23 protein-coding genes are annotated in these 21,293 nt (G+C 58.3%); 11 read left to right on the top strand and 12 right to left on the bottom strand.

All coding sequences use genetic code 11. The features are described 5' to 3' along the window. Nucleotides 1-88: 88 nt before the first annotated feature. Nucleotides 89-829, bottom strand: coding sequence for a YebC/PmpR family DNA-binding transcriptional regulator (locus GOV38_RS10525; RefSeq protein ID WP_171101876.1), 741 nt, complete (start codon nt 827-829; stop codon nt 89-91). A 110-nt stretch (nt 830-939) separates the two neighbouring features. Here GOV38_RS10525 and GOV38_RS10520 point away from each other — a divergent pair, with 110 nt between their 5' ends. Next, on the top strand, nt 940-2,712 hold the full coding sequence (locus GOV38_RS10520) for an SLC13 family permease (protein ID WP_171101875.1): 1,773 nt from the start codon (nt 940-942) through the stop codon (nt 2,710-2,712). A 6-nt stretch (nt 2,713-2,718) separates the two neighbouring features. Here the strand turns inward: GOV38_RS10520 and GOV38_RS10515 are convergent, their stop codons facing one another. Further along, complete coding sequence (locus tag GOV38_RS10515; protein WP_171209895.1) at nt 2,719-3,345, bottom strand: HAD-IA family hydrolase; 627 nt, start codon at nt 3,343-3,345, stop codon at nt 2,719-2,721. A gap of 97 nt (nt 3,346-3,442) precedes the next feature. Between GOV38_RS10515 and GOV38_RS10510 the strand changes: the two genes are divergently transcribed. The 3 genes from GOV38_RS10510 to GOV38_RS10500 all read left to right on the top strand — a co-directional run bounded on the left by GOV38_RS10510 (nt 3,443) and on the right by GOV38_RS10500 (nt 6,781). Beyond that, on the top strand, nt 3,443-4,177 hold the full coding sequence (locus tag GOV38_RS10510) for a glutamine amidotransferase (RefSeq protein WP_171209896.1): 735 nt from the start codon (nt 3,443-3,445) through the stop codon (nt 4,175-4,177). 73 nt (nt 4,178-4,250) lie between these two features. Then, on the top strand, nt 4,251-5,108 hold the full coding sequence (locus tag GOV38_RS10505; protein ID WP_171209897.1) for a bile acid:sodium symporter family protein: 858 nt from the start codon (nt 4,251-4,253) through the stop codon (nt 5,106-5,108). 11 nt (nt 5,109-5,119) lie between these two features. Next, nucleotides 5,120-6,781 (top strand): FAD-binding dehydrogenase, encoded by a 1,662-nt coding sequence (locus GOV38_RS10500; protein ID WP_171209898.1) that lies wholly within the window; start codon nt 5,120-5,122, stop codon nt 6,779-6,781. A 5-nt stretch (nt 6,782-6,786) separates the two neighbouring features. Here the strand turns inward: GOV38_RS10500 and GOV38_RS10495 are convergent, their stop codons facing one another. The 3 genes from GOV38_RS10495 to GOV38_RS10485 form a co-directional block, all read right to left on the bottom strand. Next, complete coding sequence (locus tag GOV38_RS10495; RefSeq protein WP_171209899.1) at nt 6,787-7,524, bottom strand: YbaY family lipoprotein; 738 nt, start codon at nt 7,522-7,524, stop codon at nt 6,787-6,789. A gap of 99 nt (nt 7,525-7,623) precedes the next feature. Beyond that, nucleotides 7,624-9,402: an SLC13 family permease gene (locus GOV38_RS10490; RefSeq protein WP_171101870.1), complete on the bottom strand. Its 1,779-nt coding sequence runs from the start codon at nt 9,400-9,402 to the stop codon at nt 7,624-7,626. A gap of 84 nt (nt 9,403-9,486) precedes the next feature. After that, nucleotides 9,487-10,302 carry a TIGR00282 family metallophosphoesterase gene (locus GOV38_RS10485; RefSeq protein WP_171209900.1) on the bottom strand — a complete coding sequence of 272 codons (816 nt, stop codon included), beginning with the start codon at nt 10,300-10,302 and terminating at the stop codon, nt 9,487-9,489. Between the two features lie 90 nt (nt 10,303-10,392). Here GOV38_RS10485 and GOV38_RS10480 point away from each other — a divergent pair, with 90 nt between their 5' ends. Further along, nucleotides 10,393-10,626 (top strand): DUF333 domain-containing protein, encoded by a 234-nt coding sequence (locus GOV38_RS10480; RefSeq protein ID WP_171209901.1) that lies wholly within the window; start codon nt 10,393-10,395, stop codon nt 10,624-10,626. A gap of 2 nt (nt 10,627-10,628) precedes the next feature. Here GOV38_RS10480 and GOV38_RS10475 read toward each other — a convergent pair whose 3' ends face one another. Both GOV38_RS10475 and mgtE read right to left on the bottom strand, forming a co-directional pair. Beyond that, nucleotides 10,629-11,186 carry a 5-formyltetrahydrofolate cyclo-ligase gene (locus GOV38_RS10475; RefSeq protein WP_171209902.1) on the bottom strand — a complete coding sequence of 186 codons (558 nt, stop codon included), beginning with the start codon at nt 11,184-11,186 and terminating at the stop codon, nt 10,629-10,631. After that, on the bottom strand, nt 11,183-12,577 hold the full coding sequence (gene mgtE, locus GOV38_RS10470) for a magnesium transporter (protein WP_171209903.1): 1,395 nt from the start codon (nt 12,575-12,577) through the stop codon (nt 11,183-11,185). The genes GOV38_RS10475 and mgtE overlap by 4 nt, the downstream gene beginning before the upstream one ends. A gap of 139 nt (nt 12,578-12,716) precedes the next feature. On the opposite strand from mgtE, the gene guaD reads away from it, so the two are divergent. Then, on the top strand, nt 12,717-14,006 hold the full coding sequence (guaD, locus tag GOV38_RS10465; protein WP_171209904.1) for a guanine deaminase: 1,290 nt from the start codon (nt 12,717-12,719) through the stop codon (nt 14,004-14,006). A gap of 50 nt (nt 14,007-14,056) precedes the next feature. Here guaD and GOV38_RS10460 read toward each other — a convergent pair whose 3' ends face one another. The 3 genes from GOV38_RS10460 to GOV38_RS10450 form a co-directional block, all read right to left on the bottom strand. Continuing rightward, nucleotides 14,057-15,391, bottom strand: a complete 1,335-nt coding sequence (locus GOV38_RS10460; protein ID WP_171209905.1) for an 8-oxoguanine deaminase — start codon at nt 15,389-15,391, stop codon at nt 14,057-14,059. Between the two features lie 115 nt (nt 15,392-15,506). Further along, the gene (hisN, locus tag GOV38_RS10455; protein ID WP_171209906.1) at nt 15,507-16,298 is read right to left on the bottom strand and encodes a histidinol-phosphatase; all 792 of its coding nucleotides are present in this window, start codon (nt 16,296-16,298) and stop codon (nt 15,507-15,509) included. Between the two features lie 63 nt (nt 16,299-16,361). Further along, on the bottom strand, nt 16,362-16,733 hold the full coding sequence (locus GOV38_RS10450; RefSeq protein WP_171133526.1) for a helix-turn-helix domain-containing protein: 372 nt from the start codon (nt 16,731-16,733) through the stop codon (nt 16,362-16,364). A gap of 306 nt (nt 16,734-17,039) precedes the next feature. Between GOV38_RS10450 and GOV38_RS10445 the strand changes: the two genes are divergently transcribed. Beyond that, a complete protein-coding gene (locus GOV38_RS10445; RefSeq protein WP_171209907.1) occupies nt 17,040-17,996 on the top strand; it encodes an NADPH:quinone oxidoreductase family protein in 957 nt (318 codons plus the stop codon). A gap of 6 nt (nt 17,997-18,002) precedes the next feature. Here the strand turns inward: GOV38_RS10445 and GOV38_RS10440 are convergent, their stop codons facing one another. Further along, nucleotides 18,003-18,884 (bottom strand): LysR family transcriptional regulator, encoded by an 882-nt coding sequence (locus GOV38_RS10440; RefSeq protein WP_171209908.1) that lies wholly within the window; start codon nt 18,882-18,884, stop codon nt 18,003-18,005. Nucleotides 18,885-19,008: 124 nt separating this feature from the next. On the opposite strand from GOV38_RS10440, the gene GOV38_RS10435 reads away from it, so the two are divergent. The 4 genes from GOV38_RS10435 (at nt 19,009) to GOV38_RS10420 (ending at nt 20,731) form a co-directional block, all read left to right on the top strand. Next, nucleotides 19,009-19,227 (top strand): DUF1127 domain-containing protein, encoded by a 219-nt coding sequence (locus GOV38_RS10435; protein WP_171209909.1) that lies wholly within the window; start codon nt 19,009-19,011, stop codon nt 19,225-19,227. 174 nt (nt 19,228-19,401) lie between these two features. Next, nucleotides 19,402-20,178 (top strand): Bax inhibitor-1/YccA family protein, encoded by a 777-nt coding sequence (locus tag GOV38_RS10430; RefSeq protein ID WP_171101858.1) that lies wholly within the window; start codon nt 19,402-19,404, stop codon nt 20,176-20,178. 67 nt (nt 20,179-20,245) lie between these two features. Continuing rightward, nucleotides 20,246-20,503 (top strand): hypothetical protein, encoded by a 258-nt coding sequence (locus GOV38_RS10425; protein ID WP_171209910.1) that lies wholly within the window; start codon nt 20,246-20,248, stop codon nt 20,501-20,503. Nucleotides 20,504-20,512: 9 nt separating this feature from the next. Beyond that, nucleotides 20,513-20,731, top strand: a complete 219-nt coding sequence (locus GOV38_RS10420; RefSeq protein WP_171209911.1) for a GNAT family N-acetyltransferase — start codon at nt 20,513-20,515, stop codon at nt 20,729-20,731. A 54-nt stretch (nt 20,732-20,785) separates the two neighbouring features. Here the strand turns inward: GOV38_RS10420 and GOV38_RS10415 are convergent, their stop codons facing one another. Beyond that, nucleotides 20,786-21,292, bottom strand: a complete 507-nt coding sequence (locus GOV38_RS10415; protein ID WP_171101856.1) for a hypothetical protein — start codon at nt 21,290-21,292, stop codon at nt 20,786-20,788. Between the last annotated feature and the right edge of the window lies 1 nt (nt 21,293).

The following is a 21,293-nucleotide window of genomic DNA, read 5'->3' as shown; positions in this document are numbered from 1 at the left end:
TGAACTCTAAGCGCGCGGGCGAAAGCGGTGCAAATGAAAAACCCGGCTCAACAGGCCGGGTTTGAACAATAATTCTGTCTGGCGTGGCTCAGAGCTGTGCCATTACTTCGTCGGTGGCCTCGAAGTTCGTGGTTACGCGCTGCACATCGTCATCGTCTTCCAGCGCGTCCACCAGCTTCATCAGCTTTTGCATATCTTCCAGACCCAGCTCGGTCGTGGTCGTAGGCTTCCAAATCAACTTGGTGGACTCAGACTCGCCCAGCGCAGACTCGAGCGCATTCGATACATCATTCAGATCAGTATCCGCGCACCAGATGATATGGCCGTCTTCCGAGCTTTCGACATCTTCGGCACCAGCCTCGATGGCCGCTTCAAAGATGGTATCGGCATCCCCTGCCGTGGCCGGATAGACCACCTCGCCCTTGCGGTCGAACATGAAGCCAACCGAACCGGTTTCACCCAGATTGCCACCATTTTTTGAAAAGGTCGAACGGACGGTCGAGGCGGTGCGGTTGCGGTTGTCGGTCATTGTCTCGACGATGACCGCGACGCCATTGGGGCCGTAGCCCTCATAGCGGATTTCTTCGTAATCATCGCCTTCGCCCGCAACCGACTTCTTGATCGCGCGATCGATCACATCCTTGGGGACCGAGTTTGACTTGGCCTCTTTCACCGCAAGACGCAGGCGCGGGTTCTTGTCGGGATCGGGGTCGCCCATCTTGGCGGCGACGGTGATCTCTTTCGACAGTTTGGAAAACAGCTTGGACCGCGCGGCGTCCTGACGTCCCTTGCGGTGCTGGATATTGGCCCATTTGGAATGGCCTGCCATGGTGCGTCCTCGTCATCGTGATTGCGTATTCGGCGCTCATATAGACGTTTGCGGGGGGCAGGATCAAGAGAGCGGCTTGCGAGACGTCCCCTTGCGGGTATGGTAGCGCCATGACGACAGATCAAATCATTCTTTTCGCCCTTTTCATTACTGTTTTTGGAATGTTGCTTTGGGGTCGCTTCCGGTATGACCTTGTGGCTTTTGCGGCGCTTATGATCGGCGTTGTTCTGGGCGTTGTGCCCGTCGACAACGCCTTTGCCGGATTTGGTCATCCTGCCACAATCATTGTCGCTTTGGTTCTGGTAGTCTCTGCCGGCCTGGTCCGGTCGGGCGCGGTGTTCTTGATCACGCGTAGTCTGGTGGATGCCTCGCGCGGCTTGGGTGCCCATATCGCGCTGATGGGCGGGATCGGTGCGGTGCTGTCGGCCTTCATGAACAACGTGGCTGCGCTGGCGCTGCTGATGCCCGTTGACATTCAGACCGCACGCAAGGCGGGGCGTTCCGTAGGCCTGACGCTGATGCCCCTGAGTTTCGCCACGATTTTGGGTGGTATGGCCACGTTGATCGGAACCCCACCGAACATCATCATCGCCTCGATCCGGCAGGAAACGCTGGGCGAGCCCTTTAAGATGTTCGACTTCGCGCCCGTCGGTGGCTTGGCGGCCATCGCAGGGCTGGCCTTTGTGGCATTGATCGGCTGGCGGTTGATCCCCAACCGAGGGCCGCAAAAAGAAACCTCCGAAGCGTTGGCGGAATATATCGCCGAGCTTACGATACCCGCCGAGTCCGCCCATATCGGCAAGCGCGTCAGCGAGCTTTACGAAGCTGCTGAAAAGTCGGATGTGGCCATTATCGGCCTGATCCGTGATGGCAAGCGGCGATATGGGCGCTCGGCCCATGCGACGTTGAAAGAGGGCGACGCGCTGGTGTTGGAAGCCCGCCCCGAAGCGCTGGATGAGTTCCGCGCAGCCCTGAATCTCGATTTCTCGGACACGCGGCGCCAGGAGGTGCTGACGGCCGAGGGCGACGGGGTTGAAGTAATCGAAGTCGTCGCCACTGAAAACGCCCGCATCACCGGGCGCACTGCGCAGGGGCTGGGGTTGGCCTGGCGGCAAAGCACGGTGTTGATGGGGATATCGCGTCAGGGGCGCCAGATCACCGAACAGGTCCGCAAGACCGAGGTTGAGGCGGGCGATATCCTGCTATTGCTCTGCCCCCGAGATCGCGGCACGGATGTGACCGAATGGCTGGGCTGCCTGCCCTTGGCGACGCGTGGCCTGAACGTGACCGCCAATGACAAAGCAGGACTGGCCATCGGGCTGTTTGCTGCGGCAGTTCTGGCCGCCAGTATCGGGTTGATTTACCTACCCATCGCATTGGGATTGGTGGTCATCGCCTATGTTCTGACCAAGATCATGCCAATCGCCGATATCTACAACCATATCGAATGGCCGGTGGTGGTACTGCTGGGCTCGATGATCCCGCTGGGCAGCGCGCTTGAGACCTCGGGAGGGACCGAGTTGATCGCAAACGCGCTGATCCAGATCACAAACGGCCTGCCCGCCTGGGCCATTCTGACGGTTCTGATGGTGGTGACGATGACGCTTTCGGATGTGTTGAACAACACGGCCACGGCCATCGTCGCGGCCCCGGTCGGTATCCAGATGGCGCAAACGCTGGGTGTCTCGCCCGACCCGTTCCTGATGACCGTCGCAGTCGCGGCCTCAGCCGCGTTTCTTACCCCGATCGGGCATAAGAACAACACCTTGGTTCTGGGGCCCGGCGGGTATCATTTCGGCGACTACTGGCGCATGGGCCTGCCGCTTGAGATCCTGATCATCGCAGTCTCAGTCCCCGCCATCCTTGTGTTTTGGCCGCTGTGATCGCGCTCAGGCATTCAAGAATTCAGCACGCAGACTTTCCAAAATATCGCCCCTTGTTTCGTCATTAAACAGATAGGCGCGCCAACCTGCATCTCTCGCGGCCTCAATGCTGGCCGCATAATCGTCGACAAGCAACATCTGGTCCGGAGAGACGCGCAGGGTTTCGGTGACTTTCGCATAGAATTCAGGTTGCGGCTTTCGCACACCCATCCGACCGGACGAAAACACGCGATCAACCCGCTTCGCGAACCCCATCTCGCGTTCAATAAAAGAGACCCGCCGGGATTCATTATTCGTTGCAATGACCTGTCTGACCCCATTGCGCGATATTGCATCCAGCGTGTCCGTGACGGCGGGGTCCGGCAGCGCATCCTTTCGAAACCAATAGTCCAAAAGGGTATTCGCGCCGGGTGCGAAACCCACCATGGTGGCCCATTCGGCCACACGGTCTCGCAGGTCTTCCTGCCCGGTTATGATACGGTCAAAATCGTTTCGGAATATGTGCTTGGTAAACACGTCCAGAGATTGGCCCAGATCTTCTTCAAATTGTTGCGCCCAAAGGAAAACGCCATCACGGATGTTTTGATTAAGAACGCCGTCGAAATCCCATGCGATCACAGTGTCTGAAGCCACGGGCAGTCCCTTTCCAAAATGCCATTCGCAGATTAACAAAGCATCACTCGGGAACAACCGCCGCAACCAAGATCAGCAAGCACGTCAGAGGCCAAACATGAAAAAATTCCTGATCCTGCAATTGCGCCCGGAAACCGAGGCATCTGATGCCGAATTTGCGTCGATCCTGAACCGCGCGGGTCTGGACGCCAAGCGCGCCCATCGCATTCGGCTGGACCGTGAAGACTTGCCTGCCGGGCTGGACGTGACGGATTATGCCGGTGTGATCGTTGGGGGTGGGCCGGGCTGCGTCAGCGACGACCCGGCCAGTAAATCCGCGCTGGATACCAAGATTGAAAGCGCGATCATGGGGTTGATGCCTCAGATCACGGCGCAGGATCATCCATATATGGGATGTTGTTATGGGCTGGGCATTCTCGCCGCGCATCTGGGTGGTGACGTTAGTAAACGTCAATATGGCGAGCCGGTGGGCCCCTCTGAATGCCGACTGACGGAACACGGGGCCCAAGACCCGCTGACCGCTGGTTTACACTCAAGTTTCGAGGCCTTTGTCGGCCACAAAGAGGCGGTGCAAGCCCTGCCCGATGGCTGCGTGCATCTGGTCGCGTCCGACCCCTGCCCGTTTCAGATGATCCGTTGGGGGCAAAACGTCTATGCCACTCAGTTTCACCCCGAAGCCGATGCTGCCGATTTCGAACACCGCATCAATATCTACAAAAATTACGGCTATTTCCCTCCGGAGGATGCGCAAAAGCTGATCGACCTTTGCCATTCAGCGACCGTCACCCAGCCCGGCGAAATCCTGCGCCGTTTCGTGCAACGCTACGGCTGACCTAACGGCGCTGTTGCCTGAGCCTTCCCCCCTCGCATAGGCTGACCTGACGTGGCTTTGGGAGGAGTGGGACGTGGACTTGTTGATTGGCGTGGGCCTGCCCCTGTCTCTGGCGATCATCATGCTGTCTTTGGGGATCGGGCTTGAGGTCGCCGATTTTCGCCGCGTTCTGCAGCGAGGTCATGCTTTTGCCATTGGCGCGGTGTGTCAGGTTCTGCTGTTGCCGATTGCGGCGTTCATCACTGTCACGCTGTTCGCATTGCCGCCCGAGATCGCGGTGGGCTTTATGATCCTCAGCCTGTGTCCGGGCGGTGTGACAAGCAACATTCTGTCAAAGCTGGCGAAGGCTGATGTGGCGCTGTCCGTTAGCCTGACGGCGGTGATCAGCCTGTTGTCGATCCTGACCGTGCCTATTCTGGCGGCATGGTCAATCAACCATTTCATGGGGTCTGACGCGCCTGAGGTCTCGATCACCGGTTTGGCGGTCACCATGTTCCTGATCACAACGCTGCCCGTCGCCATCGGGGTCAGCCTGCGCCACTTCGCGCGCGGCTTTGCTGACCGGGTTGATGCCCCTTTGTCAAAAGCGGCAACTGTTCTGTTTGTACTGATCGTGATCGCTGCGCTGGCCGGGAACTGGCAGCTTTTCGTTGAAAACCTGGGCATAATGGGCGCAGGGTTAATCACCCTGAACATCGCGCTTTTGCTGATCGGGCTTGGATTGGCACGTGCCGCAAAACTGTCGTGGACCGAGAGTAAAACAATTTCGATCGAAACGGGGATTCAAAACTCGACGCTGGGCATAACACTGGCCGCGCTGATAACTGGCACCGAAAGCGGGTTCAGCCCGCTGGCGCTGCCCTCGGCTGTCTATGGAATAACCATGTATGTGGTCGTGTTGCCTTTCCTTGCCTGGTTCCGCAATCGCTGAAAGGACGCGCGATGACCAATAACTCTGCAGATGCGATTGTCGTTGGTGCTGGACTGGCCGGGCTGGCTGCTGCTGCCGAGCTTGGGGATCGCGGCAAATCGGTGATCATCGTCGATCAGGAGCCGGAACACTTTCTGGGTGGTCAGGCGTTCTGGAGCCTGGGCGGCCTGTTCATGGTGAACACGCCCGAACAACGCCGCATGGGTATTCGCGACAGCCAGGATCTGGCTCTGCGCGACTGGATGGGCAGTGCACAGTTTGATCGCGACGAAGACGCATGGCCACGCAAATGGGCCGAGGCCTATGTCGAGTTTGCGTCGGGCGAAATGCGCCCCTGGCTGCACCAGATGGGCCTGCGCTGGTTCCCGGTTGTGGGTTGGGCTGAACGGGGTGGATCCTATGCCAACGGTCACGGAAACTCGGTGCCCCGGTTTCACATCACATGGGGCACGGGTCCGGGTGTTCTGGAACATTTCATCCGCCGCGTGCGTGAACATGTCAGTGCCGGGCTGATCCAACTGCGGTTTCGTCATCAGGTCAGCCACATCATCATGCAAAACGGTGCGGCCAAAGGCGTCTCGGGCGAGGTTCTGGCGGACGATACCGCCCCGCAGGGTGCCAAGACCAACCGCGATGAGACCGGCGAGTTCGAGGTTTATGCACCATCAGTCATCGTAACCTCTGGCGGTATTGGCGGCAATTTCGAGATGGTGCGCAAGAACTGGCCGCGCGAGCGGCTTGGCGCACCGCCTAAGGATATGGTCGCAGGAGTTCCGTTCCATGTGGATGGTCGGATGATCCCGATCTCTGAAAAGGCGGGTGGGCATGTGATCAATGGCGACCGCATGTGGCATTACACCGAAGGTGTGCGCAATTGGGATCCGATCTGGCCTTCGCATGGCATACGCGTTTTGCCCGGCCCAAGCTCCATGTGGTTCGATGCACGCGGCAACCGGCTGCTACCGCCCTGCCTGCCCGGCTTTGACACGTTGGGAACGTTGCGCGAGATTCTGAAAACAGGCTACGAATACAGCTGGTTCGTTCTGACACAGAAGGTGATCAAGAAGGAATTCGCCTTGTCCGGGTCAGAGCAGAACCCCGACTTCACCTCGGGCAGTTGGAAAGAAGTGATCCGCCAGCGCATCCTGTCCGGTTCCAAAGCAACGGCCCCGGTTGAGGCGTTCAAGGAAAAAGGCGAAGATTTCGTTGTGGCGAATACACTGACCGAGTTGGTCAATGGTATGAACCACCTTGGGGGCGGCCTGATCGATGAAGCCCATCTGCGAGCGCAGATCGAAGCCCGGGATTCTCAGGTCGACAACCCGTTCTCGAAAGATGCGCAGATGATGGCCATTTTGGCTGCGCGAAACTATCGCGGTGACCGGCTGATCCGTACGGCCAAACCCCATAGGTTCCTGGATCCGGCCAACGGCCCCTTGATCGCAGTGAAACTGCATATCCTGACCCGCAAGACCTTGGGCGGTTTGCAAACCAATCTGGACAGTCAGATGATCGGTGCTGATGGGCAGGTTGTTCCCGGCCTGTTTGCGGCGGGTGAGGTCGCAGGCTTTGGCGGCGGCGGATACCATGGGTATAACGCGCTGGAAGGCACGTTTTTGGGCGGTTGTATCTTCTCGGGTCGCAACGCGGGCCGGTCGCGCGCCATTGCGTAAGCGGGCTATGGGATGCGGACGAATTTGAGCACGGGTGCACCGCTGCGGTCCAGCATCACAAGGCTATCCCCGGCTTGCGCGTAGGTCGCGACCTTTTGCAGGGTGACAAAGAACTGCCGTTCGACCTCTTCCAGTTCGGGTGGGCACGCCATCAAAGTGGCGGCAATGTTGTCCGGGAACGTGATGTTTTGCCCGGAAATCTCAGCCTGGCCGGTAAAGCGATTGCAGCCGCCAGTGCCGCCGAATTGTCCATCCGTGCCAAACATAAGTTCGGGGTGCCTGTCAGTTTCAAGCGCAACGCCGTCGATCCCGATCAGTGACCATTTCGTATTGTTGAGCGATGCCACCTCTTGTCCCTGCACTTGCACCAGCATCAGGTCGGCGACGGTTCCATTGTCGTTCGTCAGCACCGGATAGACCGTATCTGTTGTAAACAACAACTGGTCGCCAACAAAGATCGAGCCTCGAACCGCATAGCTGTGGTTTTCTTTGATAAGGGCGTCATCAAAGCTGAGTTCATATTGTGCCGGTACTCCGGTCAGAGCATAACGCTTGGCCGACAGGGTAACTGACGGCGCATCCGCCCGAGAGATGTCCTGCAACTCGACATATAGCGTGGCATCCGGGGGTGTGGCGATGCGTTCACGATAGGATGCCGAACCTTCGATTGTTCCGGCAAAAGCAGAACCCGCCAAAGCCGCAAAAACTACTGCGGTTGTCGCTTGCGCTAGGGGACGTTTCATCCTTGGATCCTTCTGTTGCCGATACATATGGCAAACAGATTGTGATGATATGAAGAACTACAACCCCCGGATGCGAAAATCGGCAATTCCGCGCCGGTTTCAAAGCGGCCAGATCAGCGGGATCAAAAGCGAGGCCAGCAGCCCAACGGTCAGATTCAGCGGTACACCGACCTTGAGAAAGTCGGTGAACCGATACCCGCCGGGGCCATAAACCATCATGTTGGTTTGATACCCAATGGGCGTTGCGAACGAAGCGGACGCAGCCACCATGACTGCGATGACCAGCGGCCTGGGGTCGATTCCAACGGCCTGCGCCAGCCCGATCGCAATGGGTGTGACGACAACGGCCACAGCGTTGTTCGACACAAGCTCGGTCAGGACCGAGGTCAGCAGGTAAACCGCCCAGACGATCAGGAACGGGGGCAGCATACCCAAACCCGGCGCCACTGCCTCGACGATCAACGAGACCGCACCCGAGGCGTCCAGCGCGGCCCCGATGGCCAGCATGGCAAAGATCAGCGCCAACAGCCGCCCTTCGACAAAGGAAAAGGCCTCATCCGCGTCGATGCACCGGGTCAGAAGAACCACTGCGACGGCCAGGATCGAAAGCAACAGGATCGGTGCCACTCCGATAGCCGCCAAAACCACGATCCCGGTCAGGGCAGCGATTGCAATCGGAGCATGGCTGCGCCGGAACGCACGGGCCGATGGTTGCGAGACGTCAACCATATCCATATCCGCTGCCAACCTCTGGATATCAGCAGGCGCACCTTCCAAAAGCAGCGTGTCACCTACCCGAACCACCAGTTCATCCAACTGACGACCGATATTCTGGTTTCTGCGATGCACAGCCAAAGTGTAGACACCGTAGCGACGCCGCAAACGCAGGGCCCCCAAGGTCCGCCCGACCATGCGGCAACCCGGTGTGATCAGAACTTCGACTGTCTTGGTTTCGACCGCCGACACCTGATCGACACGTTTCAGTTCGCGGTTGCTCTGCAGGCTCAGCAACTCGGTCATTGCGGTGCGCAAGACCACGCGGTCGCCAACCTCAAGGGTCACACCCTTGAGATTGCGCCTCAGTGACGCGTCACCCCGGATCACATCGATCAGACGCACGCCGGGACGTTTGAACAACTGCACACCGCTTACTTCGCGGCCAATCAGGTTGCTGTCGGGGGGGATGACGGCTTCGGTAAAGAACTTCATCTTGGAGCGGTCGCTCAGCATCGTCGCCATACTGTCACGATCCGGCAGCAGGCGAGGAGCGACAAAACGCAGATAGAACATGCCATAAATCACCAGCGCGATTCCCAGTGGCGTGACCTCAAAGATCGAAAACGCCGTCAGGCCCTGTGCCCGAGCCACACCGTCGACCAACAGGTTTGTCGACGTTCCGATCAAGGTCAGCGTGCCACCCAGAATGGCCGCATAGCTGAGCGGTATCAAAAGCTTGGACGCAGACACACCAAGAGTCCGTGCGATCTGAACGAACACAGGGATCATCACCACCACCACGGGTGTGTTGGACACCACGGCTGAGGCCAAGACCACAAAGCTCATCAATAGGGCTATGGCCAGTTTCGGGTTCACCTGCGCCTGTTTCTGCGCAACCGAGGTAAACGCGTCCAGCGCACCGGTGCGCACCAAAGCGCCCATGATGATGAACATCGCCCCGATGGTCCAAGGCGCGGGGTTCGACAGCACTTGCAAAGCATCCTGATAGGGCAAAATCCCTGTCACGAGCATCAGCGCGACACCTCCGATGGCGACGACCTCGGTGGGATAGACCTCGCGGAGGAACATGATGAACATGCCCGCGACAACGACCAGCGCCAGAATTGCGCTGCCTGTCTCTGTCAGTTGAAGGAATTGCATTCTTGGTTTTCAGTCCAAACCCGGGCCCACGTGCCTGCCCAATAGTGTCCTGCATTGCAGATGTCAGAGCAAGCCCTGCGTGATCTAATCCGGCCCCGCCTGCTGCAATCTTCCGCCAACGCGTACCATTTGAACAGATTTGGCCTGCCCATTGGTGTCATCGGTTTCCACAAAAACACCGCTGAGTGTCGCTTCGCCATTCGCCGGGGTGAATCGTGCCTTGGGCATTCCCGTGATAAAGCGACGCATCGGTTCCTGCTTGTCCATCCCGATAACCGAGTCGTAGTCCCCACACATGCCTGCATCCGTCAGGTAGGCTGTCCTACCGGGTAAGATCTGAGCATCGGCCGTAGGGACATGGGTATGTGTTCCAACAACGAGGCTCGCGCGCTTGTCGCAGTAATGGCCCATCGCCATCTTCTCGGACGTTGCCTCGCAATGCATATCGACGATGATCGCCTGCGCCTGCCCGCCGCGTGGATGGGATTTCAGGATCGGCTCGATGGCTGAAAACGGGTCATCAAAGGGCCGCTTCATGAAGACCTGCCCCAAGACCTGCACAACCAAAACTTTGCGCCCACCCGGGGCCGTATACAGACGATGCCCCCGGCCCGGTGCGCCTTTTGCAAAGTTGACCGGGCGTACGATACGGGGCTCGCCTTCGATGAATTGCAGCATGTCTTTCTGGTCGAACGCGTGATCGCCCAAAGTCAGACAATCCGCGCCCGCATCCAGCAACAGCTTGGCGTGATCGCCGCTGAGACCCATCCCGTTCGACGCGTTTTCGCCGTTCACAATGACAAAATCCAGCCGCCATTCGTCGCGCAGACGCGGCAAATGTTGCTGCACCGCCGCGCGTCCGGCGCGGCCCATGACATCACCCAGAAACAAAATTCTCATAGAGACTGTCCTAAGTGTGGTCTTGTGCAATCACAAGTCGTTATACTGAAAACCGATACGTATTCAGATTTGTATTTCAGGAGAACCTCGATGCTGCGCAGTGCCCTTCTTACATTGGCCCTTTTGGCCGTGGCCGCTTGTGATCAACCAGCCGCTGATGACAATGCGACGGGTTTGGCGAACCCGGCGGCAACCTACTGCATCGAACAAGGCGGTAAATATGAGATCAAGGACGGCGCAGACGGTCAGACCGGAACTTGCACATTGGCGGATGGGATGCAGCAGGACGCCTGGGACTTTTTCCGCGCCGAAAACATGCAATAGCTCTAGAACGTCAGCACCCGGCTTTCGGTGACCACCATATCCAGGGGCTGATCCGTCGGCTCCAGCGGCAAACCCGCAGCCTCTTGCACATCAAAGGCAAAGCCGATGGCCAGCGTGGCTCGTTTGTTACGCAGTCCTTCAAGCGTGCGGTCGTAAAATCCACCGCCATAGCCCAGGCGACCGCCCCTTGCGTCAAAGGCCACCAGCGGTACGATCAGAATCTCGGGTTCGAAATAATCGTCTTGCGCGGGCACTTTCGCCCCAAACGGCCCGTCTTTCAAAGCCCCCTCTGGCGTCCAACGGGAAAACTTCAACGGTTGCTCTGCCGCTTGAATAACGGGCACGCCAACGGGCCCATAAGCCGAGGCCTCGGCCATGGCGGGCAAGGGATCAATCTCGGTCCGAATGGGCATATACCCCGACAGCGGCACGCCGCGATACCCCGCCAGAACTTCGGACAGGCGCCCTGCTCCTCCGGGCGCGCGCGCATCAAAGGCTGCCTTGCGACGGGCAAACGCCTCTTTCCGGGCAGCGGCTTTGATTTCGATCAGGTCCATCACAGCAGCACCACGCTGGCCAGCCCAAGGAACAGGAAAAAGCCCATGACGTCGGTGGTTGTCGTCACGAAGGTACCCGAGGCCAGTGCTGGATCCGCGCCCCAGCGATCAAGAACAACCGGGACCACTGTCCCAACAAAGCCCGCGATGATCATATTCACCACCAAAGCCGAGCCGATCACCACCCCCAACAAAGGTGAATCGAACCACAACATTCCCACCGTGCCCAGAACAATCGCAAAGCACAGACCGTTCAGCAATCCGACCAGCAGTTCGCGCCGGATCACGCGCATCACGTTTGAGCCGGTCAGGTCGCGTGTCGCCAGCGCGCGCACGGCAACGGTCAGGGATTGTGTGCCCGCATTGCCCCCCATCGAGGCCACGATCGGCATCAGGATGGCCAGCGCCACCAACTGATCAATGGCCGCCTCGAACTGAGAAATCACCAACGACGCACAAATCGCCGTGCACAGGTTGACCGCCAGCCAGGGCAAGCGCCGTCGGCTGGTGGCGGCCACGCTGTCCGAGATTGAGCTTTCATCGCTGACACCAGCCAGCCTGAGGATATCTTCCTCGTGCTCTTCATCCAGCACAGCCATGGCATCATCGATGGTGATCACGCCCACCAACCGCCCATCCGGGTCCACCACAGGGGCCGAGATCAGGTGGTACTGGTTGAAGGCATAGGCCACGTCTTCCTCATCCTGATCGACAGGAATAGTGTGATATTCATCGGCCACGATATCCCGCAAAGAAACCTCGCGACGCGTGGCCATCAGCTTGCCCAGCGCGACCTGCGCCACGGGTTTCAGGCGTGGGTCCACCAGAACCACATGATAGAACTGGTCCGGCAGATCGTCGTTGGCCCGCATGAAATCAATGGCTTGTCCTACGGTCCAATGCTCGGGCGACATCACCACTTCCCGCTGCATCAAGCGACCGGCCGAGTTTTCCGGGTAAGACAAGGCCTGTTCGGCGGCGATCCGTTCGGAATCTTCGAGAGCGCCAAGGATGGCTTCCTGTTGCGGCTCTTCCAGGTCTTCGAGAAGGTCAACGACATCGTCGCTTTCCATCTCACGCACCGCGTCGGCCAGAACGTCGGGGCGCAACACGCTGATGACCTCTTCGCGAACCGATTCGTCCAGTTCCGACAGGATGTCGCCGTCGAACTCCTGATCATAGAGCCGGATCAGACGTGCCCGATCAAACGGGTTGATCTGCTCCAGAAGGTCGGCGATGTCGGCTGGATGCAGCGGCTCCATCAATTCGATCAGCTTGTCGCGATCTTCAACGTCCACAGCATAGAGTATCGCCGCTACGGTCCGACGATCCAGCGCATAGGCGTCGTCCTCTCGGGTCAGGTCGGGTCTGACTTCGTCATTGCCTGTCGTCATACGCTGCCCCTTACGTTGGTGATTGCTGTCTAAATAGAAGAAGCAGCTACGGGAAAACAATGACAATGCTTCGATTTACCCGCAAGTTTCGCACCCTTATGGTAAAGCCCGGTTTAATTTTGTTCGGAGAGCACGGTCCATGGCGCAATCGACGCTGCTGAAGGGGCGAATCCTGAGTTTCGAGGCGTCGCCTTTTGAGGAAGACCCGGATGCAGCAGCGCGGGTTCACGAGGCAGTTCTGATCGAAAACGGACGTATCGCCGCGCTCGGCACAATTGACGCATTGTCAGCCGCGCACCCAACGGCAGATGTCCGTGACTATGGGAACCATCTGATCATGGCCGGCTTTGTTGACCCGCATGTGCACTACCCGCAGACCGCAATCATCGCCAGCTGGGGAAAGCGCCTGATCGACTGGCTGAACAGCTATACCTTTCCAGAAGAGATGAAGTTCGGCGATCCCGACTATGCCGCGATGATCGCCAACCGGTATCTTGACCTGACCACTGCGCATGGCACCACCACCATGTGCAGCTATTGCACCATTCACCCTGAAAGCGTGGATGCGTTCTTTACCGCAGCACAGGCGCGTGGCCAGCGAGTGGTGGCCGGGAAAACCTGCATGGATCGCAACGCACCCGAAGGGCTGCGCGACACGCCGAAAACCGCCTATGACGCATCGCAAGCCCTGATCGAGAAATGGCATGGGGTCGACCGGCTGTCTTATGCCATCACGCCGCGCTTTTCCCCCACATCTACGCCTGAGCAGTTGGAAGCGCTGGGGGCACTTTGGGCCGAGTACCCGCATTGTCTGATGCAAACGCATCTGAGCGAACAGACCGATGAGATCGAATGGGTCCGGTCCCTGTTCCCGGGCGCGCGCGATTATCTGGATACCTATGAGAAATTTGGCCTGCTGGGGCGCGGCGGGCTCTATGGTCATGTGATCCATCTGGAGCCGCGCGAGCGAGACCGGTTGCGCGAGGTTGATGCGGCGCTGATCCACTGCCCGACATCGAATACATTTATTGGTTCGGGCCTTTTCGACATGAACGGGTTGATCGCAGATGGTCATCGGATCGGGTTGGCCACCGATACTGGCGGCGGGTCGAGTTTTTCCATGTTGCGAACCATGGCAGCGGCCTATGAGATCGGGCAGTTGCGGGGGCGTCCGCTGCATCCGGCGCAATTGCTGTGGCTTGGCACTGCCGGGTCGGCACGCAGCCTTCGTATGGAAGATCGTATCGGGAATGTCGCTGTCGGGATGGAAGCGGATCTCGTTGTTCTGGATCTGGCCTCTACGCCGGATATTGCCCAACGCGAGGCCCATGCCAGCGAGTTTTGGGAGGCGGTGTTTCCAACCATCATGATGGGGGATGATCGGGCCATTTCTGATGTCTGGATCGGCGGTGCGTGCGTTGGGGCGTGAAAACGGGCCTGCGGCGGGAGTAGTCTTGGCCAGATGAAGTAGGGATCCCGCTAGTTGGCCAGCGCGCGCGCCATGCGGTTCTGGGTTTCGACCACGCGGGGCAGATCAATTGTGGCTATGGCCCCGTCGCGCACGATCTGTCGACCTTCAACAAACAGGTGTTTGACTTGTGTTGGACCCGCCAAAAGCAGCGCTGCCGGGTCCCAGCTGCCGGCGCTTGCGATACCGCTGACATCCCAGATCGCAATATCGGCGCGCTTGCCTGGCATCAGGCGGCCGCAGTCGGGGCGGTTCAAGACGTCGGCGCCGCCACGGGTGGCGATTTCAAGCGCCTCGCGGGCAGACATGGCATCGGCGCCGTTGACAACCCGTTGCAACAGCAGCGTTTGCCGCGCTTCGGTGATGAGGCTGCCATTGTCATTGCTGGCCGAACCATCCGCCCCCAGCCCCACATTGACACCGCGATCACGCATAGCACGGACCGGAGCGATGCCCGAGCCCAGACGGCAGTTCGAACAGGGGCAATGAGCGACACCGGTACCGGTGCGCGCAAAGAGATCGATCTCGGCCCGGTCCAACTTGACGCAATGTGCGTGCCAGACGTCCGAGCCCGTCCAACCCAGATCTTCGGCATATTGCCCCGGTCGGCAGCCGAATTGCGCCTGAGAATAGGCGATATCCTCGTCATTTTCGGCCAGATGGGTGTGCAGCATGACTCCCTTGTCGCGCGCCAGTAACGCTGTATCGCGCATCAGTTCGCGGCTGACCGAAAATGGCGAGCATGGGGCAAGTCCAACACGGCACATCGATCCTTCTGCTGGATCATGAAACGCATCGACCACACGGATCATGTCGGTCAGGATATCCTGCTCGGCTTCCACCAGGCTGTCGGGCGGCAATCCACCGTTGCTTTCACCGATGCTCATGGCGCCGCGTGTTGGGTGAAAGCGCAGGCCCAGTTCAGCTGCCGCCGCGATCGTGTCGTCCAGCCGCGCGCCGTTGGGGTAGAGATAGAGGTGATCTGAGCTGAGCGTGCATCCCGATAGCGCCAGTTCTGCCAATCCAATCTGCGCCGAGGTAAACATCTGGTCGGGCCCAAATCTGGCCCAAATCGGATAGAGCGTCTTGAGCCACCCAAAAAGCAGCGCATCCTGCCCACCCGGCACCGCTCGTGTCAGGGTTTGATAAAGGTGGTGATGGGTGTTCACGAGACCAGGGGTCACAACGCAACCCGATGCCTCATGGATCTCACCGTTGGTGGTCAAACCATGGCCGATCTGCGCGATCTTACCGTCGCGCAAAAGCAGATCCGCGCCGCTCAGTTCTTCCCGCGCGTCATTCATTGTCAGGATGACATCAGCGTTTCGGATCAGGATTTCGGTCATTTCGCGCGCTCCATGCTGTGCCCGCCTCATAAGATGGAGTGCGTGGCTGGTGGAAAACGGGCGTAAGAACCAGCCTAGGCCAGCGTAGCGCGTGCCGGTTTCGTCGGCAATGGCTTCAGTATTGGCGCAGGATATCCAATGCTTTGGCATGGATCTGAGGGTTCGCCGCGGCCAGTGCGCGCCCTCCGAGATGGGCGGGGTTACCCTGCCAATCTGTCACCACCCCGCCCGCCGCCTCGATCAGCGCGATTGGGGCCTGAATGTCATGCGGGTTCAGTCCCGCCTCGATTACCAGATCCACCTGCCCTGCGGCCAAGAGAGCATAGGCATAGCAATCCATGCCATAGCGGGTCAGTTTGGCCTGCTGCGAAATAGCACGAAACCCATCACGATCTGCGAGTGTTCCGACCTCGGGAAAGGTTGTGAACACAATGGCTTGATCCAGATCCCGCGTCTGACGTGTGGCAAGTCTGCGTTGCCCTGCGGGACCTTCCAAAACGGCCTGCCCTTCAAAACCCGCGAATCTCTCACCAATATAGGGTTGGTCGATCACCCCCAAGCTGGGCCCTGAACCGTCCCCCAAGGCGATCAGAACCCCCCATGTGGGTGTGCCACTGATAAATCCACGCGTTCCGTCGATTGGATCCAGCACCCAGGTCCGCCCACTCGTGCCTTCGCTGGCGCCAAATTCCTCGCCCAGAATGCCGTCATCTGGACGATGCTGTGCCAGTATCGCGCGCATCACCTTTTCAGCCTCGCGATCTGCTGCGGTGACGGGATCGAACCCAGACTCAAGTTTGTTGTCAGCCGCAAGATCTGGCTGACGAAAGAAAGGAAGAATGGCCGCGCGGGCTGCGTCGGCCATTTTATGGGCGATCTCAAGATCGTTTGGATGAGCTATCGTCATGCACAAGCCGTGCGGTGACCGCGCTGCGTTGTCAACCCCGCCAGACGGCGTAGATCAAAAGGATCAGGCGACGTCGCTCAGCACCCGCGCAAGTTCAAACAGACGACGGCGCTGGTTTTCTGGGATCGAATAATAGGACCTCACCAGATCAAGTGCCTCTTTGTCACCCATCAAATCTGCTGGAACAGACTTCTTGGGCGAATCATCTTTGGCGGATTCTTCAAGCCCTTCAAAGAAGAAGCTGACCGGGACATCCAAAGCTTCGGCAATATCCCACAGGCGCGATGCGCTTATCCGGTTGGCCCCGGTTTCATATTTCTGGATCTGCTGAAACTTAATACCAACTTGCTGCGCCAACTGTTGTTGGGTCATGCCAATCAGCCAGCGGCGATGCCGGACGCGTTTGCCCACATGGACATCAACGTGATGGGTCATTGGTATTCTCCTTTGTTACTCAAACAACCGCACGGCAAACACGACAGAGCCCCCTCCCGCAAAACATGCAGGCGACCGCTTAAGAACGTCCTAACCCGGAACGTACCCCCCCGTTCGGCACCACGCCACAATATTGCCGAATTCTGAATATTTTTCAAGAAGGTTGAGTCGCAATCACAGAATAGTTGTTTGCGGTTGTACCTTGCGAAAGCTGCCTCAGATTGCCGCTGGCGCGTCAAGGAAGGACCTGAAGGAATTGACATTTGCGCGCGGTCATCTGCCTATACGCGCAACCGGAGGAGCACGATGCAGGCATATCGGATCAGCGCGCAGGGTGAGACGCCAACTCTAAGCACCCTTGCGACACCCAGCCCGAAACACGGACAGGTGCGGGTTGAGATCAAAGCCTGCGGGCTGAATTTCGCAGATTTGCTGATGCAGAAGGGAACCTACCAGGACACGCCACCTGCACCCTTCACGCTGGGCATGGAGATTTCGGGTGTGGTGGATGAGGTTGGCTTTGGGGTTGAGCATCTCAGCGTTGGTGACCGGGTCGCTGTGTTTTCCGGTCAGGGCGGGCTTGCCGAGTTTGGGGTTTTTGACGTCGACAGGGTCACGCGCATCCCCGATTCGATGAGTTTCGAGGACGCTGCAGCCATCCAGATCGCTTATGGCACCGGTCACATTGCTTTGCATCACCGTGCGCGATTGCAATCGGGTGAGACCTTGTTGGTCACCGGCGCTGCGGGCGGTGTCGGATTGACCGCCGTCGAGATCGGCAAGCTGATGGGGGCCACGGTGATCGCTCAGGCACGCGGGGACGAGAAACTTGCCATCGCCCAACAGGCCGGAGCAGATCACTTGATTGACGCAGATGAGGACTTGCGCGAACGCGTCCTGGCGCTGGGGGGCGCAGATGTGGTCTATGACGCGATCGGTGGCGATGTGTTCAAAGCAGCGTTTCGGGCGACCAACCCAGAAGGTCGCCTTTTGCCGATTGGGTTTGCCGGTGGCGCGGTGCCGCAGATTCCGGCCAATCACTTGCTGGTTAAGAACCTCTCGGTCATCGGGGTCTATTTTGGCGGCTATCTGAAATTCCGCCCGCAGATCATTCAAGACAGCCTGGCCACCCTGTTTCGCTGGCATAGCGAGGGGAAGATCAAACCCCATATCAGCCATGTCCTGCCCCTGTCAGAGGTAGCGCAGGGCCTGCAATTGCTGGCCGAACGCAAATCGACAGGCAAGGTTGTCATCACTCCCTGACCAGCATCACCCAACGACGGCGCGCAACGGAGTCCCTCCCAGCATCCGAAAGTTCTGACGCACCAGAGCGGCCAAAGCATCGACAACCGCGCCACGCTTGTTCTCACCACCATAGAAGTTGATCTTGTGGGCGGGCAGATCGGGCAGGATCCCACGCGAGTCGATCTGCTCCAAATGGGCGGCCTCGGTCCCGTCAAGCATCGCATGGACCGCAAGATCGGCTGCAACGGTCGCTTCAATAGTGCGGTCGTTTTCGGTTTCGACTGACAGTTCCCACGATATGCCTGCCTCATCCAAGGCAGCGATAACCTGTGGCCGGAACAAACAGCGGCGCCCCAGAGCCAGCGGGATCGGGCGCTTGCGCCACGCAGTTCCACCCGGGGCACCAATCCATCGCAACGGCAGTTCGGCAACGGTTTCCGCACCATCTGCTGACGATGGTTCGGTGGTCAGGATCAGATCACATTCACCACGATTGAACATGTCTTTCAGTTGCAATGAGTAAGACGAGACCAGTTGCACACGAACCCGCGGAAAGTCTGCGTTGAAACGTTGAAGCACGCGGGGGATTGCTGGGTAAACAATATCATGCGGCACCCCCAGCACCACCTCACCTTCAAAGGCCTGGTCTGTCAGCTTTGAGATGACCTCATCGTTCAAGGCGACCATACGGCGCGCATAGGCCAGCAGTTGGTCGCCTGATGCGGTCAGAGCAATTGTACGTCCACTGCGGTCCAAAAGCTCAAGCCCCAACAGTTCTTCCAGACGTTTCAACTGCATCGAAACTGCCGATTGTGTGAGGTGCAGAAACCCGGCGGCGCGCGTCACACCGCCATGATCGGCCACGGCAACGAATGAGCGCAAGGTGGTGATATCCAGATTTCTCATTTCACAATCCTTTATGGGTCACATCAAAAACATTCGTTTTCAATATATCACAGATCACCGCATATACATCAATAGGTTTGATTTAAATCGGTGAAAATATCACAAGGACGAAAGGAAGCAGACCATGACACAACTTACGCTTTCAAAAGCCGTTCGCGCGCGCCGTGTATGGACGTTGCGGAGCCTCTGGAGCCTGCTGAGCCTTGCCCGGCAACGACGCGCCCTTACGCATTTGGATGAGCAAGCGCTTGAAGATATTGGCGTGACGCGCGATGAAGCCTGCAAAGAGGCGAAACGTCCCATCTGGGATGTGCCGGATAACTGGCTTAAAGAGCTGTATTAATCAGCGTATCGAAACAGTCTTGTGGCAGCCGGAACGCTGCCACCGGATTTCTCCACCATTTCAGTAAGAATTAAACCTAAAACCCTTGAAACATGTATCCGACTCTCCGATATTTATCGGGAAACCTGGTCGCACAAGCGGGCGGGGCAGGAACAATTGAAGGGAGACCCTTTTATGGCACAATTCGACACGATCCGGACGGCGGCCGGCGCGCGCGCTGCCGAGATTGATGAGGGCCTGCGCGCCCATATGAACAAGGTCTACGGCACGATGTCCGTGGGCATGCTGATCACATTTGCAGCGGCCTGGGCTATTGCCGGATTGTCGACAACGACCGACCCGTCGGCGGCGGCTGCTCAATTGAACGCAAATACCTATCTGACATCGTTTGGATACAGCCTGTTCGCGTCGCCCCTGAAGTGGGTCATCATGTTCGCCCCGCTGCTGTTTGTCTTTGGCTTTAGCGCCAGCATCAACCGCCTGTCGGCTGCCGCCGCACAGCTGGTGTTCTACGTGTTCGCTGCCGTTATGGGTGTGTCGATCAGCTGGATCTTCCTCGTCTTCACAGGTCAGTCGATCATTCAGGTCTTCCTGATCACTTCGATCGCTTTTGCCGGCCTTTCGCTTTACGGCTACACGACCAAGAAAGACCTGTCGGCGATGGGAACTTTCCTGATCATGGGTGTGATCGGCCTGCTTGTCGCCATGGTGGTCAACATCTTCCTGGCGTCGTCGGCTCTCGCCTTCGCAATCTCGGTGATCGGTGTTCTGATCTTTGCGGGCCTCACAGCCTATGACACCCAGAACATCAAGACCACATACCTGCAAATGGCCCATTCGGGCGATCAGGAATGGCTGGGCAAAGCCGCCATCATGGGCGCGCTGAGCTTGTATCTGGACTTCATCAACATGTTTATGTTCCTGCTGCAGCTCTTCGGCAACCGCGAATAACGCGGCTTACTTTTCAAGACAAAGGGCGGGTCCGAATAGACCCGCCCTTTTTTTTGCGAGACGCTATATGCCCGTCCGACAGTTACTCCCCGCCCAAGCCCATCGCTTGCTGCCTTTGTTGCATCAGGTTCATGATCTGCATTTGGCACATCAGCCTGCGCGTTATGCCAAACTGCCCGGTGATCGGCAGATGGCGCCCCACATGCAAACTTGGCCGTCGATGCCTGATGTGTACGCTTTGGGCTATCTGCAAGCTGGTGATCTGTTGGGCTATGTCGTCTACGAGATCGAACACCGCCCTGCGACCCCGTTCCGTACTGCCTAGGCGCGCGCCATGGTGCATCAGATCTGCGTCGATGCCGCGCATCGCAGGAAAGGCATTGGCCTGGCGCTGATGCATGCAACCCGGTCAAGAGCGCGCGCTGCAGGCGTACAGGTTCTTGCCACGACTTTCGCCACCTTCAACACAGCCTCAGCGCAACTCATGTCTCGTACGGGCTTGCAACCGGTTATGCATTTTGCCGAGTGGCGCGCAGACGACTACCTGAAATGACAAAGGCCCGCGATATCGCGCGGGCCTGTGCTTCAAATCTCGGGTGCAGCCTTATCAGCTGCAGTTCAGCGGCACAGCAAAGCCCGAGCTGCGCGACGATGATCCTTTGCGGAACACGTCACCTGCGGGCAGACAACCGGTGAATTGCTCGGTCAAATTGCCAAAGTTCGAACCGACTGTGTTGTCAACTTTGACGCTGTTGTTGCTGGTCCTGACCACACCAAACAGTGTCCCGTTCACACTTACCGTGCTCAGGAAAAGCGGTGTGCTGCTGCCAACCAGCTCGACCGCATCACCCGGGGTACGACCGCCATTGTCGATCGCAACGCCAGCGACCTTGACCATTTCGGTCTGGTCAGAGCTTACCGCGACGGTCGGCAATTCTGCCAATTCGGCGGGAACGTTGGTTGCGGGTGGCACAAAGGCTGCGGCGCCTTCGACATCCGAGATTGTGCGCGGCTCACCATCAATGCCGGTAAAACCAACACCTTCTCGATTAAAGGGGTCTTCGCAGGCTGCAAGGGTCGCAACGGCGAGTACGGGGATCAAGAGTTTTTTCATG

This window comes from Ruegeria sp. HKCCA5839 (assembly GCF_013035585.1).
Lineage (GTDB): Bacteria > Pseudomonadota > Alphaproteobacteria > Rhodobacterales > Rhodobacteraceae > Ruegeria.
Note: the sequence above shows the minus strand (reverse complement) of the source record. Positions and strands in the feature narration are given on the sequence as shown.